The following is a 17,705-nucleotide window of genomic DNA, read 5'->3' as shown; positions in this document are numbered from 1 at the left end:
AAGGTTTTGGAGATATTAGTTATAATCTTAAATATCCAAGCATAGCTAAATCAAGACCAGTTAAAAACGGCTTTAATAATATCATTTTAAAATTAGACAAAAATAGACATTTTGATTTTATACAAGATAAAAACCAATTTGAAGATAAAAAAGACTTACTCTTTTTTAGAGGTGCAATTTATCAACCTCATCGTATTAAATTTTTTGAAAAATATTTTGATAATCCTCGTTGCGATATTGCTCATGTTGGCGGTAGAAAAATTCAAGCTGAAAAATGGATTAAAAATTTAAATTTTAAAATTAGCAGAGCCTATCAAACCCAGTTTAAATTTTTACTTTCATTGGAAGGTAATGATGTAGCAAGCAACTTAAAGTGGGCGATGAAAACAAATTCTTTAGTTTTAGCCCCAAAAATGCATTATGAAACTTGGTTTATGGAAGGAAAGTTAGTTCCAAATGAGCATTTTGCTTTGATTGATGATGATTATGAAAATGTAGAAGCTTTGCTTGATTATTATTTAGCTAATCCACATGGAGCAAAAGAAATCATACAAAATGCTCATGCTTATATAGAGCAATTTTTAGATGAAAAGATAGAATTTTATATAGGAATTTTAGTTTTAGCTAAGTATTTTTATTATTCTAATCAGCTTGATTTACCAAAAGATATTATTGATTTATTTGATTAAAAGGAGAGTTTATGCAAGAGATGGAAATAGTATTTTTAAATGATGAATTTATAAAAGCTAGCGAAGCTAAAGTGAGTATTTTTGATAGAGGTTTTATCTTTGGAGATGGAATTTATGAAGTAGTTCCTGTGGTAAATGCAAAAATAGCTGATAAAGAAGAATTTTGGGAGCGTTTTGAGCGTAGTTTAGCCCAAATTGATCTACAAATTCCTTATACAAAAGAAGAATTTGAAAATATTTTAAAACAATTAATCATTAAAAATTCTCTCAAAGAAGGCGGGCTTTATATGCAAATTACTAGAGGGGTTGCTAGTAGAAATTTTGCTCTTTTAAAGGGGTTAAAACCTACTATTATGGCCTTTGCTTTTGAATGCAAGGTGATTGGGCATGAGTTTGCTAAAAATGGGGTGAGTGTTATTTCAACAGCTGATTTAAGGTGGAAAAGAAGGGATATAAAATCAATTTCTTTATTAGCTCAATGTCTTGCAAAAGAAGAAGCTGTTAAAGCTAAGGTTTTTGAAGCTTTTATGGTAGAAAATGCTTTAGTTACGGAAGCTTCTAGTAGTTCAGCTTTTATTATAAAAGATAAAACTTTAATCACTAAGCCATTTTCTAATGAAATCTTACCAGGAATTCGCCGTAAAAATATCTTAAAATTTGCAAAAGAACTTGATCTTAAAGTAGATCAAAGAGCTTTTAGTATGAAAGAAGTGTATGAGGCTGATGAGGTGTTTATTTCTGCGGCTACTTTTTTGATTTTAGGTGTTATAAAAGCAGATAGTAAGGTAATTAATGATGGTAAGGTGGGTTTTTATACCCAAAAACTAAGAGAAAAATATGTAGAAAAAATTCAAAAAGAGGTTTTTTAATCAAAACCCGCATTAGTAAATTCTTTAGGATTATCTAGAGCGTAGTGAAACTTTTCCCAGTCTATTTGTTTATCCCAAATAGCTACGATTAAAGCTGCTACGCTATTACCACATAAATTTCCCACAGCACGAATTTCAGACATAAATTTATCCACGCCCAAAAGTATAGAAATGGCAGCCACAGGTAAAACCTCGCCCAAACTTGCTCCTAAGCCATTGTTAGCTTCTGCAATGTGCATATTAGATAAAGCCGCAAGTGTACTTCCTAGTATAATAAAACCTGATCCAGTCACACCAACAGCACCTTTTGAGGCTATCATAAGCACTATTAAAATGCTAATTTCATGAGTTAAAGAAAGTTCTACATTAAAAGCTTGAGCAAGGAAAATTAAACTCATAGCCAAATAAATATTAGTACAATCAAGATTAAAACTATATCCAGTTGGTAATACCAAGCCCACAGTGGCTTTTGAAATTCCTGCTTTTTCAAGTTTTCTCATAAGCGGAGCTAATGCTGATTCGCTAGAACTCGTGGCAAAAACTATTAAAACTTCTCTTGAGATAAAATGCATAAATTTAAAAATATTGACTTTAGCAATAAAACAAATAAGCCCTAAAACTCCAAAGATAAAAAGCAAAGAAGCAAGCAACATAACAATAAGCAAATAACCCAAATTTAATAAAGAATCAAGTCCATATTTTGCCACTAAAAAAGCCATCGCAGAAAAAGCGGCGATGGGAGAAAAATACATAATGATTTCTAAGATTTTAAAAACAAAACTTTGCATAATTTCTAAGGTTTTTTGTATAGCTTTTCTCTCATCAATTCTCATAAGCGAAATAATAAAAGCACAAGCTAGGGCTATAACTAAGATTTGCAAAGTTTTTCCCTCGCTAAAAGCAGCTATGATATCAGTAGGTATAGCGTCTTTTAAAATATGCAAAATTTCATTTTGCACACTTATTTCTATATTTTTATTAACAAATTGAGCCACACTTTCTTGATCTAGAGTGCTTGGATCAAGGTTCATTCCTTTACCAGGTCCCATAATGTTTGCCATAAAAATGCCAATAGCTAAAGCAAAAGTGCTTACTATTTCAAAATAAAGCAAAGCTTTAGCTCCTATGCTTCCAACTTGTTTTAAGCTTTCAAGACTAATAACACCTAAAACAATAGTTAAAAATATAATAGGACCTATGAGAATTTTTAAAGCTTGTATAAAATAATCTACACCGATTTTACTAGCTAATGCAAATTCCTTATCTAATAAGCCAAGGCAAATGCCAGCTATAATTCCTATAATCACCCAAAAACCTAAATTTTTTAACATTTTTTTGAGTTTGCTTGGTTTTTCATGAGTAATAACTAGCATAAAAAACTCCTTGTAATTTTAAAAAACGATACATATTAGCAAATAAAAACTTATTTTTATTGTTAAAATAAATAAAAAATAAATATAAAAGCTAAAAATAATAATTTTTTATCTTATTTTGTAGATAAAAGTAGCATTTTGTAGTATTTTTGTATGATTTATTATGAAATAAATAATGATAATGTTTATCTAAATTTAAGAAAGCTAGTACTATACTTGTGACTATGATTTTAAAAATGAATATCATTTCGGAGTAAAATAGTGTTTAAAAAAATAAGTTTATTAATGATTTTTTTATTTTGTTCTTTAACACTTGCTAGGGATATTGATTATCAAAAAGAAAGTCAAAATATTAAGCAAATTTTGAATGAAAGCATGGTGTTATATAAAGATAATAAAAATTTAGAAGCTAAGAAAAAAGCTGAAGATGCATATTTTCAGCATTTTGAAACCATGGAAGGCTCTATTGGTCGCAATGTCGGTAGAAAAGTCATTGTGATGGAGCGTAAATTTATTAATTTAAGAAAAATGTATAAAGATAAAGAAGATATTTCTAAGATAGAAGCTTTAATTAGTAGCTTGTATTTTGATTTAGATGAAGTCATTCCTATATTAGAAAAAGGATTTCAATTAAAAGCCGAAGCTAGTGATATAAATTATGATAAAAAAGCAGCTGAAAGCTCATCTTTAAAAGCAGAAAAAGAGCGTCAAGCGCAAGCTGAAGCTATGTTTGCATCTTTACTTGGAGAGGATATTAAAGGACAAGCATCATCAAATTTGACTCAAAATTCAACTACTCAAGAGCAAAATATCCAAAAAGATGAAACATTATTAGCCTTACAAGAAGCTTCAGCTATGGATGCAAGATTGCAATTTTTAATGGATTCAATGATTTCAAAACTTGATCAAGCAGCATTGGCTTTTGTAAATAAAGATTACCAAAAAGCTAAAGATTTAATCCAATCAGCATTATTCGAAGATTATAGAAATTCAAAGGTAGAAGTTTTAGTAGCAAGATACACAAAAGCGGGTATGGATAAAAAAATTCAAACAAAACTTAGAACTATAATAAGAAAAATCAACAATAACACTTTGGATGAAAAAGCTATAAGAGATGAAATTTCATACATATCAGATTTATTATATGAAGCATTCCTAGCTTTACCCAAAGAAGAATTAGCTTTACTTCAGGTTAAAGGCTTTGATGAAAGTGTTATGAGTACTAAAAACTATACTAAAGTATATGATGATATAAAAATTGCACTTAATAATATTTTACAAAATTATGATGGTTTTAATTTAAATAGCATAGATGCTTTACAAAATGTTTATTTGGATATTTTTGAAGCAAGTGGTATGGAAAGTAAAATTGGTGCTATTGATAGTGCTTTAAAATTAAAAATAGAAAGTTATTTTTCAAAAGGTGTTGCACTTATTAAAGCAAGTGCTTCTAAAGAAGAATTAAAACAGAATTTTGATGAGCTTGGTGCATTAATTGAAAATTCTTTGGATAAAATTCAAGAATCTTCACCTATGTCTTTATTTATATGGGCTTTGGGTATTATCTTAAGAGAAGGTTTAGAGGCTTTAATCATTGTTGTAGCCATAGTTTCATATTTAGTTCAAAGTGGCAATAAAAAGCGTTTAAGTATAGTATATTCAGCACTTTGGAGTGGAGTATTTTTAAGTTTTGTAACTGCATTTTTTATTTCATGGATTTTTAAAGAACAAGCAGGGCAAAGTAGAGAATTTTTAGAGGGCATTACTATGCTTGTGGCTGTTGCATTACTATTTTATGTCGGTTTTTGGCTTTTATCAAATGCGCAAAATAAAAAATGGGCAAATTATGTAAAAACTCAAGCAGTTGAAGCTATCTCAAATAATTCAGCAAAAACTTTATGGTTTAGTGTGTTTTTAGCTGTATACAGAGAAGGTGCTGAAACTATTCTTTTTTATCAAGCTTTATTATTTGATGCAAAAACAAGCACAGATTATAGTTTTATATTTATAGGATTAGCTAGTGGATTAATTATACTTATAATACTTTATTATTTATTAAAAGCTGGTGCTTTAAAAATACCAGTAAAACAATTTTTCTATATAACTTCATACATTATTTTTTATATGGTCTTTGTCTTTACAGGCAAAGGCATTGGTGAGCTCATAGAAGCCAAGGTTATTACACCAAGCTTACTTCCTTTTGATTTTGAAGGAATTTTATGGCTTGGAATTTATCCTTACTATGAGAGCATCATACCTCAGTTTATGGTTTTAATCTTACTCATTATGGGTATTTTTATAACAAAGCAAATTTCAAATAAAAGGGAAAAAATATGAAAAAAACTTTATTAAGTTTAGGTGCAGCAGCTAGTATTTTAGCTAGTTCAGTTTTTGCAGCAGAGGTGCCAATTGGCGATCCTTATGAATTAAATGGTATGGAAATAGCAGCAGTTTATTTACAGCCAATCGAAATGGAGCCAAGAGGGATTGATCTTGCAGCAAGTTTAGCAGATATTCACCTTGAAGCAGATATTCATGCATTAAAGGGCAATAAAAACGGCTTTCCAGAAGGTTTTTGGATTCCTTATTTAACTATAGCTTATAAGCTAACTAATCTTGATAATGGTAAAGTAAAAACAGGAACTCTTATGCCTATGGTAGCAGATGATGGTCCTCACTATGGTGCAAATTTAAAAATGGATACAGGTATTGGAAATTACGAGTTAGTATTTTTAATAGAAAGCCCAGAAAAACAAGGTTTTGGACGCCATGTTGATAAAGAAACGGGTGTTGGTAAATGGTTTGAGCCATTTTCAGTTAAATACAACTTTAAATACACAGGAAAACCTAAGTGATTTTTTCCCTAGCTTTTTGCTAGGGTTTATTTATAAAATTATTGATTTTATAAATAAATTCTATCAAAGAAGAGCCCATGTCGATTTATTTTGTACATTTTTTTGGAGTATTTTTTTCTTACGCACTTTTAAGTGCTTTATTTTTTTATAATCTAAAAAATTCTTTAGTGTTTAAACTTGCTTTTGTGGGTTTTGTTTTTTCTTATTTTGCTTTTTTTATTAGCGCTAAAACACTAAGTTATGATTTGTTGTATTTTTCTAATGATGTTTTATTTGTTTTATTGCTTTTAAGTGTTATCATTTTTTCTTTTATAAAAAATAATTTTTTAAAAGAAAAAATTCAAGTAATATTGCTTTTTTTATTATCTTTTGCTTTTGGTATAAAATATTTACATATTTCTATCGACTTTCCTATATTAAGCACTAATTTTTTAGATTCTTTAGCGATTAGTTCTTTTGGGCTTATTTTGCTTGCTTTTGTGATGTGTTTTGGGGTTTATCTTTTTACAAGATGGCTAAGGGAATTTAAATTTAAATTTTTAAATTTATTTTTACTCATTATCGTGATTTTTTATCTAAATGAAGCTTTAGCACAAATTTTATTGCACCTTATGAGAGAAGGTGTGATAGAAACAGAAAGTTTATATTTAAGCTATGTGGCAAAAAGTGTATATTATGCTAAATTTTATACATATATATGGTTTTTATTGCTAGGAATTTGTATAGTTTTAGCTCTAAAGCAAAGAGTGAGTGAAAACAGCAAGAAAAAAGATTTTGATATAGAATTTAGAAAAAATCAAGCAAAAAATTCAACTATAACTAATTTTAGTGCAAGTATTTTTAGTGCCATGATTTTAAGTCTTTGTATTTTTCTCTTTTATGACTTGCATGCTTCAAGACCAATCACCATAGACGAGCCAACCTATGTAGAGCCAAATGAAAATAATGAATTTGTTTTTGATGTGGCAATATTAAGAGATAATAACTTACATCGCTTTGCTTATATTAGCGATGAGGGTAAAGTGGTAAGATTTTTCTTGATTAACAAAAGAGAAGATAAGGACTCTCCAGTAGCAGTTTTTGATGCTTGTAGTATATGTGGAGATATGGGGTATGTTAAAAAAGGTGGAGAGTTAATTTGTATTTCATGTAATGTTAGAATTTTCTTACCAAGTGTAGGTAAGGCAGGTGGGTGTAATCCTATCCCTATGAAATATAAATTTGAAAATGGTAAAGTTATCATACCTTTTTCAGAAATTTTAGATGGGGTAAATTTTTTCACTCAAGTAGTAGAAAAGAAAGTTTATGATCCTATTGATCATACCGAGCTTATTAACTTAAAAGCACCAAGATCTTATGTTTATAAAGGAAGAACATATTTTTTTGCTAATGAAAAAAATTATGAAGAGTTTAAAAACGATCCTTTAAAATACATCGATATGAATAAATCTTCAAAATATAGAATTCATAATTTATTAGGAAATGACTATGCAAGTTAAGATTGTAAAAAACTCTATTTTTCAAAATAAAATCCAAAAATCTCTAGCCTTACTAACGATTTTTTTAGCTACTTTACTTATGGCTACTATGTTAAATCTTACTTTGGGTATAGGTAATGAAATTACAAAAGAATTAAGAAGTTATGGATCAAACATTTTAGTTTTACCTAAAGGTGCAAGTTTGAGTGTAGAAGTGGGTAATAAAATTTATGAGCCTTTGAAAAATCAAAATTTTTTAGAAGAAAACAAGCTCCATACTATAAAAGAAATTTTTTGGAGAAATAATATCAATGCCTTTGCGCCATTTTTAGATACTCAGGTAAAAATTCAAACTCCAAATGCAAATTATGAAAATATCTCTTTAGTGGGAACTTATTTTGATAAGGCTATAAAGATTCAAGATGATGATGATTTTTATGCAGGTATTAAAGAATTATACAAATATAGTCAAATCAAAGGAAATTACCCAAAAGATGATAGTTTAGATGAAATAATGCTAGGAATAGATTTAGCACAAAAGTACGATTTAAAAATAGATGATGAAATCACCCTTGTGCAAAATGATCAAATTTTTAAAGTAAAAATTGTTGGTATTATGGATTTAACTCAAGCTTTTTCAAATAAAATCATCACTTCTTTGCTTTTGGCACAAAAGCTTTCTAAAAAAGAAGGTTTATTCTCAAAAGCAGAAGTTTCAGCTTTGACTATACCTGAAAATGATTTAGCACAAAAAGCAAGACGCGATGTAGATAGTCTTGATCAGCTTGAGTATGATCAGTGGTATTGCACTGCTTATGTAAGTTCTATTGCCTATCAAATTGCAGAAGATTTTAAAGGTGCAAGCACAAAAGTAGTGAGTGCGATTTCAGATGCAGAAAGTTTGATAGTATCTAAAATTCAATCTTTAATGGCAGTAGTTAGCATTATATGCTTAATCGTAGCTTCCATAGCCATATCATCTTTAATGAGTGCGGATATTTTTAGAAGAAAAAGTGAAATAGGGCTTTTAAAAGCTTTAGGTGCTAGCACTTTGCAAATTTATATGATTTTTGCGTTAGAAGGGGTTGTGGTAGCTTTAGTTGGGGCTGTTTTGGGCTTTGCTTTTGGTATAGGTATGTCAGAGATTATCGCCTTGAGTATATTTGAACATACCATTGAAATTTCTTGGATTATCCTACCAATTTGTTTATTTTTTGCAGTGCTTATAGTATTTTTAGGATGTTTGTTTTCTATCAAAGGAATTTCTAAACTTTCTACTTCAGAGGTTTTATATGGGAAATAATTTTTTTATGCAAGAGGTTTTTAAATCTCTTATTTTTTCTTATAAAAGAGTTTGTATTATTTTTATAGCTGTGTTTATGGGTGCTATGGTCAGCGCCTCATTTTTTAATATTTATTTTGATATTGACACAAAATTGTCCAAAGAATTAAAAGCTTATGGAGCTAATTTTATCATCACGCCAAAAGATGATGAGTTTTTAAGCATGGATGAATTTAATCAAGCCAAAGAAAACTTGAAAGCAAAAGCTTTAACCCCATTTTTATATGGTTTTTATAATCTTGAAAGTTCAAGTGCGGTAGTTGTTGGGGTTGATTTTGCAAATTTAAAGCTTACCAAGCCTTTTATGGAGGTTTTAAAAGGAAGCTTTTCTTTGAGTGATTTTAGTGAAGATAGTGCCTTTGTGGGGGCTGATTTAGCTAAACAATTAGAGCTTAAAATAGGACAAGAATTGCAAATTTATAACCCAAGTATATCTAAAATAGTCAAAGTAAAAATCAAAGCTATTTTAAGAAGCAATGATGAGCAAGATGGGGTTTTAATCATCTCTTTAAAAAAAGCTCAAGAATTAGCAGCTAAAGAAGTGATAAATTATGCTCAAGCTATTTTACTAGGTGATTATGAAAGCTTAGATCAAAAAGCAAAAGAACTTAGCAAGGCTAATGTAGAAGCCAAAGTCATAGCTTCAGTATCCATTAGTGAAGGTGTGATTTTAGAAAAGATCAAGGCTTTGATGGCTTTGATTAGTTTAACTATTTTGCTCATTAGTTCTTTGAGTGTAAATACCACTCTTAGTGCAGTGATTTTTTCAAGAAAAAAAGAAATAGCCTTGCACCTTGCACTAGGAGCTAAGCATAAAGAAGTTATTAAACTTTTTGGAGCTGAAGTGTTTATTTTAAGCTTGAGTGCGAGTTTGTTCGGCGCTTTTTGTGGATATTTTTTGGCAAATATTTTTGGGTATTTGATTTTTAATGCAAGTATAGATTTTAGATTGCTTTCAGTGTTTTTTGCGGTACTTGTTTCTTTGGTATTTGCATTTTTTGCAAGTATCTTACCGCTAAAAAAAGCCTTAAAAATCAATGTTTGTGAAAATTTAAAGGGTGAGTGATGAAAAATATTATAAAAATTTCAAATTTAAATCGTAATTTTAATGAAGTTAAAGCTTTGCAAAATATCAACCTAGAAGTAAAGCAAGGCGAATGGCTAGCCATTATGGGCCCATCAGGTTCAGGTAAATCAACACTTTTAAATATACTTTCTTTAATGGATACTCAAAGTAGTGGGGAGTATTTTTTAGATGATAAAGAAGTTGGAAATTTAAGTGAAGAAGAAAAAAGCGTAATTAGAAGAGAAAAAATAGGTTTGATTTTTCAACAATTTCATTTAATACCTTATTTAAATGCTTTAGAAAATGTCATGCTAGCTCAGTTTTATCACTCAAGTATAGAACAAAAAGACGCTATAATGGCACTAGAAAAAGTAGGGCTTTCACACAGACTTACGCATTTACCTAGCCAATTAAGTGGCGGGGAGCAACAAAGGCTATGTATAGCAAGAGCTTTAGTGAATGATCCTGAAATTTTATTAGCAGATGAGCCAACTGGAAATTTAGATGAGGCAAATGAAAAAAATATTCTAGAGCTTTTTTGTAAATTAAAACAAGATGGTAAAACCATAGTTTTAATCACTCACAATCCAGACTTAGCTACTTTTGCTGATAGAACTATCATTTTAAGCCATGGAGTGATGAAAAGTGAAAATTAAAAGTATAATTTTAGCTTGTTTATGTTTAGTTTTTTTAAGTGCATGTTTTGAAAACAACAATAAAAATGGCGGCAAAGTAGGCTTAAAAGCACCAGAAATCGCAGCTAAAAATTTAGAAGGTGAGAAAATCAAACTAGCTGATTTTGATAATCTTATTGTTTTAACCTTTGTAGAGCAAGGTTGTGCATCTTGTTTAAAAGACTTACCACTCTTGGAAAAACTAGCTAACGAATATCCTAAAAAAATCACTATTTTAGCGCTTGATTCTGTGGATAAGGGGAAAGATTTTGAAGAATTTGCTACAAAATATGATTATAAAAATATTATATTTTTGCAAGATGATTTAGATATATCATGGCAAAGATTTAACATTTTTGCAGTACCAACAACTTTTGTCATTAAAGATGGAGTTGTGCAAGATAAAATCATAGGAGAAAAACCATGGTCACAACTAAAAGCTTCTATTGCTTCTTGGCTTTAATAAGTGTTTTTTTCTTTAGTGCATGCTCAAATAATGAATTTCAAACCTTAAATTCAAGTCAAAACTATACTTTTAAATACGATGGTTTTGAAAAAACCTTAAAAACACAAAATGCAAATCAAGCTTATGCTTTATTTTTTTTCACGCAAGATTGCGGTGCGTGTAATGCACAAATTCCGATGCTAAATGAACTTTATAGAGAAAGAAATTTTCCTATTTTAGCGGTGTTAAATGGAGCTAAATCAAAAGAAGAAGCTCAAAAAATTCTTTTGGAAAAAAAGTTAGATTTACCACTTATGTATGAAGCTAAAGCAAGCTCATTTTTGTCTAAGGCTGTGGGTGGAATTTATGGTGTGCCTGTGATAGTTTTTTATGATGAAAAAGGCAAAATAAATGAAAAATTCATCGGACTTACTCCAAAAAGTGTTTTAGAAAATAAAATTAAAGTTTTACAATAACTACTGCTAACTTTTTTAAGTTTATTTTTAATTAAAAAATAAAATTTGCAATTATTTTTTTTAAGTGATTTTTTATGTACTCAAAATGCAAATATATTGTTAATGTTATTGATAGGCTGTATGTTGATTGTTTGGTATGTTACAAAAATACCCAATTAAAATAATTAACCTAAAAGCCTATAAACAAGCATTTTGATAATTTTTTTCAAAATGAGATATTTTATATCTTATTCTTAATTTAAGCTTAAATTTATATGCATAGCAGTAGTATAACTTTTTTATGAAAATATAAAATTTCTAGGAGGTATTTTAAATACCATGAAAAGATTATTTTTTAATTTAAACCTTAGGGGGGGGGGATATTGTTCAGTCATATTTTGAGAAAATATTGCATGATATTAAAATTTTTCTTACTCACTATATTTTCCTTAAACTCTTTAGAAGCTGCCACCCAGGCAAATTATGATAAAACTTCTAATGCTTATATTATTAAACAGCACAAATTTAATAATAATGATGTTTATGATTATAATCTTGACACATATAAACTCTTAAGTGGTAAAAACTTCTATGGTCAAATGGCTAGCAATAAAAACCTTTCAAATATTACTTTAATTTATGATAATCCTAAAGATAAGGCTCATTTGAATTTAAATAAATTAGCCTTTAGACAGCATATACTTACTCCAAGTATTAAAGAAGATATTTTTGTAGTTAATGGTTTTCATAGTTTTAGTTCGGTTAATACCGCTTTAAATCAATTAAGCTATATACCTTTTTTAGTTTCAGCCTATACCTTTAATGCAAAAGCAAATAATAATACCTTAGTATTAAAAGCAGGGGAATTATCTTCAGTATATTATTTAAAACCTACCGATAAAGAGGTAATTAATCCTAAAGCTAGTGGCTTAGATAATAAATATAATTTTTTAATCACTCCAGCCATAGCAAGAAAAGGTGAAGCAAGTAATAATACTTTAAATTTCTTAAAAGATGCCTATGTGGATATGGGTGTTGAAAACACCTATACCTTACCTTTAAATGGTGCTCCTTATATCTTAGGTGCTTTTGGGGTTGATGCTAATACTAATAACAATACTGTTATTTTAAATAGCGGCTCTAAGATAGACTTTCATACTACCCCTTATAAACAAAGCACTTTAGGGGATAATATTTTTGATGAGAGAATGACTCATGTAGTGGGAGCTTATACTTATAATGGCAATGCTAAAAATAATAAGGTTATTATAGATGGAGCTTCTTTATTAGTCCATGGTCCAAGTGGAGCTTATTCAACATCAGCTGCTACTCACTTAGGAGGAGCTTTTGTAGATGTAAATAACAATCAAAGCTATGAAGTAAGCAATAATAGTGTAATTATTAATGATTTAAAACTAGATTTAAGAGTGGATACTAAAAATACTCCATTAGCATACAATGCTATTTTAGTAGGAGCAGTTTATGGGGGTAGGATTATAGAAGGTAATGCATATAGAAATGTTATTATTATTAAGGATTTACAAACCTTATTAGCATTAAATACCAATATAGAAGTAAAAGCACTCTTAGACTTTTATGCAGGTATAACTAATAATGGTATGGCTAATGATAATGTTATTTATATGAATTTGAAAAAGCCATTTGAAATCAATTTTAATTTTACCGGTAAAGATGAAATCAATCTTTATGGCGGAGTAGCTACTAAAGGAGCTAGTAGAAATAGTATAAATATAGAAGGAAGTATTACTCAAGGAGTAACAGATAAAAAAAGATATGATAAGATTAATATTATTGCTGCACAAACTCTAAGTTCTAAAGCAAATAATAATAGTATTAATATCAGTAATTCTAATTCTGATATTCCTATGTTTTTATATGCAGTTATGTCTGAAGATGGTAAATATTATGCAAGTAGTGCTAATGCTAATAGTATAGTTTTAGATAATGTAAAATCAGGTAGAAACCTAACTGCTATTATAGAAGCTGATAATTTAGAAAAAAACACTATAAAATATAATATGGTGCAATCTTTATCCAATGCTTCTAATATAGATAAAGGTTCTAAAATCATTTTAAGAGCTAATGAAAATGCTAATGATAATACTTTAAATATTAAAGATTATTCAAGTGCAGCTAGTTCTAATGTATATATTATTAATGCAAAAAATGAAAGTGCTAATAATACTTTTATCTTTGATAATTTAGCCCTAGGTACAGCTTCTGATAAAAGAGAAGGGGAAATAATAATTAGTGCAGGTATAGCTAAGAATACTCATGATAATTATACTCATATAAATAATTTAAATATAGATGAGTATAAAAACAACAAAGCTATATTTATAAGCGCTTCTGGAGTATATAGTGAAAATGATAAAAGCTATAATAATACTTTATACTTAAGTGGTAATACTAATATTTTTAACAATACCAATATAGAAGTATTAGCAGGAAGCTTTTTACAAACTAAAAAAGATAATAACTTTGTATCAAAAGCTCTAATGCATAAAAGTGGTACTAATAATCATTTAATATTAAATACAAATATAAAAGCAAATACTATTAATAACTTTGATCATTATAGCTTTATCTTAAAAGATGATACTAAAGCTTATTTAAGTGCTAAAGAAGTGATTAATCTTTCTAAAGATAGTTCTATTAATGTATATACAAACAATAATGTAAAAAATAAAAGCTTTATTTTAATGCAAAGTGAAAAAGGCTTTGTAGATGCAAATAATAAACACTTAAATCAAAAAGACTTACAAAGCTTATTAGAAACTATTACTAAAAACAATCAAAGCTTACATAAAAATATTAAAGCAAAAGTTCAAAAAGCTAAATACACTCTAAGTGTAAGTAAAGATGCAAAAAGCATAGTAGTGAATTTAAATTAAAAAAATAATACACAAAAAGGAGCCAACATGAAAAAATTATCAAATCACATCATACTCTCAGGCATAACAGTATCAATGCTATTTTCTCCACTAATGGCTTTACCTAGTGGAGGTAAATTTACTCATGGGACTAGTGGAACTATAAACAAACCAAATGACAATACCTTAAATATTAATGGACATGGAACAAATTCAGTCATACAATGGGGTGGTGGCTTTAGCATAGGCAAAGGTGAAAGTGTAAATTTTAATGGAAGCAATAAAAACTACCTAAACATTGCTCATGGGACAAGTAAATCTACCATAGAAGGTGTATTAAATGCAAAAGGTAATAATGTCTTTTTAATCAATCCTAATGGAGTAATCATTACTAAAACAGGAACTATCAATGCTAATCGCTTTGTGGCTTCGACTTCGTCTATGAGTGATGAGGATATACAAAAGTTTGCAAAGATGCAAAAATTTGATGATGGATTAACTTTTTCACCGGTGTTTAAACCACAAAAAGCAGGCAATGTAGTTAATATGGGTAATATTAATGCTAATAATGTATTACTTATAGGGAATAAGGTTTTATTATATGGAACTTTTGATATTAAAAGTAAAACTTTTAATCAAATTGTAGCTTTAGATAAAGGTAAAAAAACAAATATATATTTAGTTGGGAATGAAACTCATGCTGATATTGCTACCTTAAATAATACAGATAAGTTGCATATAACTGCTAAAGATAAAGGTTCTTTATATTTAGGTGCTACGGGATATTATTACAATCCATCTTCGTTTAAGGATTTTAATTATGAACAACAAGATTATGATAATGCTTTAAATGAAACTGGAAACAAAATAGAAGTAAAGCATAATAATGAAAAATTTTTAAATAATAAATTTATAGGTATAAGTTCTGATGTGGATTGGTGGCATTTTGCTAAAGGATGGAATGAAAATAAAAGTGATTTTAACAAAAATATCGAATATAGACTTACTAATAATATAAATTTTAAAGGCAATCAAGGCAAAGGCAAAGAAGGAAAAGATTGGCAAAACTATGCTAATTATTGTATAGATGGTCTTGGTTGTACTTCTATGATGATTGGTGATAATAAAAATCCTTTTACTAAAACATTTGATGGCCAAGGATTTACTTTAAAAAATGTTAATATAGAGGCTAACAATAAAAATTATGTTGGTATTTTTGGAAATTTAAGTAATGGGGCTAATATAAAGAATTTCAATGTAGATTATATGAATGGTAATGTTAAAGCAAATACGACAAATTCTATTCTTTATACAGGTGGTGTTGTCGGACTTATAGAGCAAGATGCTAAAGTTGAAGACATTGTTTTAAAAAATATCAATGAAATTATAGGCAATGGTAAAGATTATGCTTATGTTGGAGGTTTTGTTGGGGATATTGTTGATGTAGCTAATTTCGATTCTCTACCTATGATAATAAAAGGTAGTAAATTTAAAAATATTACAATTTTAAATATAAACGGTATTCAGGCAGAAGGAATACAAACTTCAAGAGTAGGCGGATTTAGTGGAGCTGTTTATTCCTCCCAATTGAGTCAAAATTCTAGATATGATTTTAATAATATTTTTTTAAATCATATTGGTTATATAGGTGCGGTAACGGATAAAGCAAGTGCTAAATCAGGAGGATTTGTCGGAGAGATTATAAATGTATACAAAAAAAACGAAACTCCAACTTATAATAGCTTTACAGATATTTCTTTAAATGATATAGGATTGATTCAATCTTATAACAAAGGAACATATGATCATTATTTAAACAGCTCTCATGATTTTGAGCAGGATGATTCTTTTGCTAGTGGATTTGCTGCAAGTGCTAGTGGAAATTATTTTGCCGGTATAACTTTAAATAATATAAAAACAATTCAAAGTATATCCAAAGACAAAGCTGAACTTAGCTATTCTTCTGGTTTTACGGCAATATCTGGGTCGAATTACTTTCACAATATTATTTTAAATAATATTGGAGAAATTATTGCTGAAGGAACAGGACATAATAAAGATGGAGCAACAATAGCAACTGGCTTTGTAGGTATGTATAATCCTTTTGATGATTTTTATAATATTTATATTTTTTATACACCTCAATCAAAAATCACAGCATTTCAATTAGAAAAAATTGCAGTAACTGGGTATTTTGATATTGGAGCAAATGATAAAAATCAAAAAACCCATGAAAATATTTTTATGTGGGCGCCTAAAAATTTTTTACAAGGAAAGCATTCTCCGCATATAAAATTTAGTGTGAGAGAATACAGCGATCAAACGCAAGCTTATAAAGAATATAAACAAAAATTGTTAGAATACTCTAATAAGCAATTTTTAAAAGACAATCATAATTATCTTACTTTTGCTTTAAATGAGAAAAAAGATGAACTTAAAGAAGCTTTAGAATTAGATTTAAATGCTATTTTAAACAAAGAAGCTATGCTTTTCAAAGATGATTCTTTTCAAAGTAGTATTGAAAATTATGCTATTAATGATATTGCAAGTCAATATTATAAATTTTATATTAGCTCGCTAGATGATATGCTTAAAGAAAAAGATTATAAACAGATGAGTGAAGATGAGAAAATTGATTTTGTGTCTAAGTATTTTTTAAAAGATAATGAAAACAATAAAGAAGAAGCTTTGAAGATAGTTCAGAGTTTGGAATTTATAGATGCTTATCAAGAAAATGGTTTAAAGGGTGCTAATAAAGAAAAAATTTATCAAAATGAAACTTTTGAAAAATTGTTAGATAATACTGCTAATGTGATTTCTAAAAAAGATTTTATATTCGCTTTATTAAAGAAAGATTTGAAAGATTTTCTTGATAAATCTATAATACTAACAAATCAACTACAAGAAATAAAAACAAAAATTCAAGAAAATGAAAGAGAATATAATGCTTTAGCTAGTAGTGAAAATATTGATTTCAAAAAAATCAATATTTTGGCAGAAAATATTAGCAGATTAAATCAGCAACAAAAAGATATTGTTTCTCAATTGGATATTAGCCCTATAAAAAATAAAATAGAATATACTATTTCAAAAGGAGGTTTTGAAATAATAGGAGATGTTAAGCAAGATATATATACGCCAAAATTAGCACAGCTTGCATTGCAACACGCGAAAAAAGAAATTCCGTGGACAGAACTTCAACCAAGCACTCCAGTGAAAAAAGAAATTCCGTGGACAGAACTTCAACCAAGCACTCCAGTGAAAAAAGAAAAATCTAAAAAAGATTTACCTTTTATAGAAAATAATATTTATTTATCAACTAGCGATAATTTGAAATCAGATGGTGGACTTGTGATAAAAAAAATTAGAAAAGAAAAAGATGTAGATAAGGCTGTCACGAGAAAAAGAGCAGTAACTTGCATAGTTAATGATGGATTTAAAACTATGAATCCTTGTGTAGTAAGTGATATATAAAATATAAATACTAGGTTATCCTAGTATTTATAGTTGTAGATATTATTGAAATTTACTATTGATCAATTCTTAAATTACAATTAATCTAAAT

General features: G+C 28.5%; 13 protein-coding genes. 12 read left to right on the top strand and 1 reads right to left on the bottom strand.

What is annotated here, in order from left to right; all coding sequences use genetic code 11:
• Together L8W56_RS05550 and L8W56_RS05545 are read left to right on the top strand one after the other, a co-directional pair.
• Positions 1-689 (top strand): glycosyl transferase family 90 (locus L8W56_RS05550; protein ID WP_263659667.1); only part of this gene is annotated, 689 nt, incomplete at its 5' end.
• 11 nt (positions 690-700) lie between these two features.
• Positions 701-1,558: a D-amino acid aminotransferase gene (locus L8W56_RS05545; RefSeq protein ID WP_263659666.1), complete on the top strand. Its 858-nt coding sequence runs from the start codon at positions 701-703 to the stop codon at positions 1,556-1,558.
• Here the strand turns inward: L8W56_RS05545 and L8W56_RS05540 are convergent.
• The gene (locus L8W56_RS05540) at positions 1,555-2,931 is read right to left on the bottom strand and encodes a cation:dicarboxylate symporter family transporter (RefSeq protein ID WP_263659665.1); all 1,377 of its coding nucleotides are present in this window, start codon (positions 2,929-2,931) and stop codon (positions 1,555-1,557) included. The two genes, L8W56_RS05545 and L8W56_RS05540, sit on opposite strands and share 4 nt — an antisense overlap.
• A 285-nt stretch (positions 2,932-3,216) precedes the next feature.
• Here L8W56_RS05540 and L8W56_RS05535 point away from each other — a divergent pair, with 285 nt between their 5' ends.
• The 10 genes from L8W56_RS05535 to L8W56_RS05490 all read left to right on the top strand — a co-directional run bounded on the left by L8W56_RS05535 (position 3,217) and on the right by L8W56_RS05490 (position 17,614).
• A complete protein-coding gene (locus L8W56_RS05535) occupies positions 3,217-5,268 on the top strand; it encodes an FTR1 family iron permease (protein WP_263659664.1) in 2,052 nt (683 codons plus the stop codon).
• Positions 5,265-5,786 (top strand): ferrirhodotorulic acid transporter, periplasmic binding protein, encoded by a 522-nt coding sequence (locus tag L8W56_RS05530; protein WP_012661874.1) that lies wholly within the window; start codon positions 5,265-5,267, stop codon positions 5,784-5,786. The genes L8W56_RS05535 and L8W56_RS05530 overlap by 4 nt, the downstream gene beginning before the upstream one ends.
• Positions 5,787-5,863: 77 nt before the next feature.
• Entirely contained in the window at positions 5,864-7,285 is a 1,422-nt protein-coding gene (locus L8W56_RS05525; RefSeq protein WP_263659663.1) for a Fe-S-containing protein, read from the top strand.
• Complete coding sequence (locus L8W56_RS05520; protein ID WP_133319910.1) at positions 7,275-8,567, top strand: ABC transporter permease; 1,293 nt, start codon at positions 7,275-7,277, stop codon at positions 8,565-8,567. The genes L8W56_RS05525 and L8W56_RS05520 overlap by 11 nt, the downstream gene beginning before the upstream one ends.
• The gene (locus L8W56_RS05515; RefSeq protein WP_263659662.1) at positions 8,557-9,672 is read left to right on the top strand and encodes an ABC transporter permease; all 1,116 of its coding nucleotides are present in this window, start codon (positions 8,557-8,559) and stop codon (positions 9,670-9,672) included. Before L8W56_RS05520 ends, L8W56_RS05515 begins: the two co-directional genes overlap by 11 nt.
• Positions 9,672-10,328 (top strand): ABC transporter ATP-binding protein, encoded by a 657-nt coding sequence (locus L8W56_RS05510; RefSeq protein WP_012661870.1) that lies wholly within the window; start codon positions 9,672-9,674, stop codon positions 10,326-10,328. Before L8W56_RS05515 ends, L8W56_RS05510 begins: the two co-directional genes overlap by 1 nt.
• Entirely contained in the window at positions 10,318-10,809 is a 492-nt protein-coding gene (locus L8W56_RS05505; protein WP_220566705.1) for a TlpA family protein disulfide reductase, read from the top strand. The genes L8W56_RS05510 and L8W56_RS05505 overlap by 11 nt, the downstream gene beginning before the upstream one ends.
• Positions 10,770-11,267: a TlpA family protein disulfide reductase gene (locus tag L8W56_RS05500; RefSeq protein WP_220566706.1), complete on the top strand. Its 498-nt coding sequence runs from the start codon at positions 10,770-10,772 to the stop codon at positions 11,265-11,267. Before L8W56_RS05505 ends, L8W56_RS05500 begins: the two co-directional genes overlap by 40 nt.
• A gap of 392 nt (positions 11,268-11,659) precedes the next feature.
• Entirely contained in the window at positions 11,660-14,161 is a 2,502-nt protein-coding gene (locus L8W56_RS05495; RefSeq protein WP_263659661.1) for a hypothetical protein, read from the top strand.
• Positions 14,162-14,188: 27 nt separating this feature from the next.
• Positions 14,189-17,614, top strand: coding sequence for a filamentous hemagglutinin N-terminal domain-containing protein (locus tag L8W56_RS05490; RefSeq protein ID WP_263659660.1), 3,426 nt, complete (start codon positions 14,189-14,191; stop codon positions 17,612-17,614).
• Positions 17,615-17,705: the final 91 nt, after the last annotated feature.

It is taken from the genome of Campylobacter sp. IFREMER_LSEM_CL1085 (genome assembly GCF_025772235.1).
Classification (GTDB): domain Bacteria; phylum Campylobacterota; class Campylobacteria; order Campylobacterales; family Campylobacteraceae; genus Campylobacter_D; species Campylobacter_D lari_D.
This window is presented reverse-complemented; position numbering and strand designations above follow the sequence as displayed.

Coding starts and splice junctions, on each gene's coding strand:
- L8W56_RS05545 (WP_263659666.1), top strand. CDS start 701: ATGCAAGAGATGGAAATAGTATTTTTAAATGATGAATTTATAAAAGCT.
- L8W56_RS05540 (WP_263659665.1), bottom strand. CDS start 2,931: ATGCTAGTTATTACTCATGAAAAACCAAGCAAACTCAAAAAAATGTTA.
- L8W56_RS05535 (WP_263659664.1), top strand. CDS start 3,217: ATGATTTTTTTATTTTGTTCTTTAACACTTGCTAGGGATATTGATTAT.
- L8W56_RS05530 (WP_012661874.1), top strand. CDS start 5,265: ATGAAAAAAACTTTATTAAGTTTAGGTGCAGCAGCTAGTATTTTAGCT.
- L8W56_RS05525 (WP_263659663.1), top strand. CDS start 5,864: ATGTCGATTTATTTTGTACATTTTTTTGGAGTATTTTTTTCTTACGCA.
- L8W56_RS05520 (WP_133319910.1), top strand. CDS start 7,275: ATGCAAGTTAAGATTGTAAAAAACTCTATTTTTCAAAATAAAATCCAA.
- L8W56_RS05515 (WP_263659662.1), top strand. CDS start 8,557: ATGGGAAATAATTTTTTTATGCAAGAGGTTTTTAAATCTCTTATTTTT.
- L8W56_RS05510 (WP_012661870.1), top strand. CDS start 9,672: ATGAAAAATATTATAAAAATTTCAAATTTAAATCGTAATTTTAATGAA.
- L8W56_RS05500 (WP_220566706.1), top strand. CDS start 10,770: ATGGTCACAACTAAAAGCTTCTATTGCTTCTTGGCTTTAATAAGTGTT.
- L8W56_RS05495 (WP_263659661.1), top strand. CDS start 11,660: ATGATATTAAAATTTTTCTTACTCACTATATTTTCCTTAAACTCTTTA.
- L8W56_RS05490 (WP_263659660.1), top strand. CDS start 14,189: ATGAAAAAATTATCAAATCACATCATACTCTCAGGCATAACAGTATCA.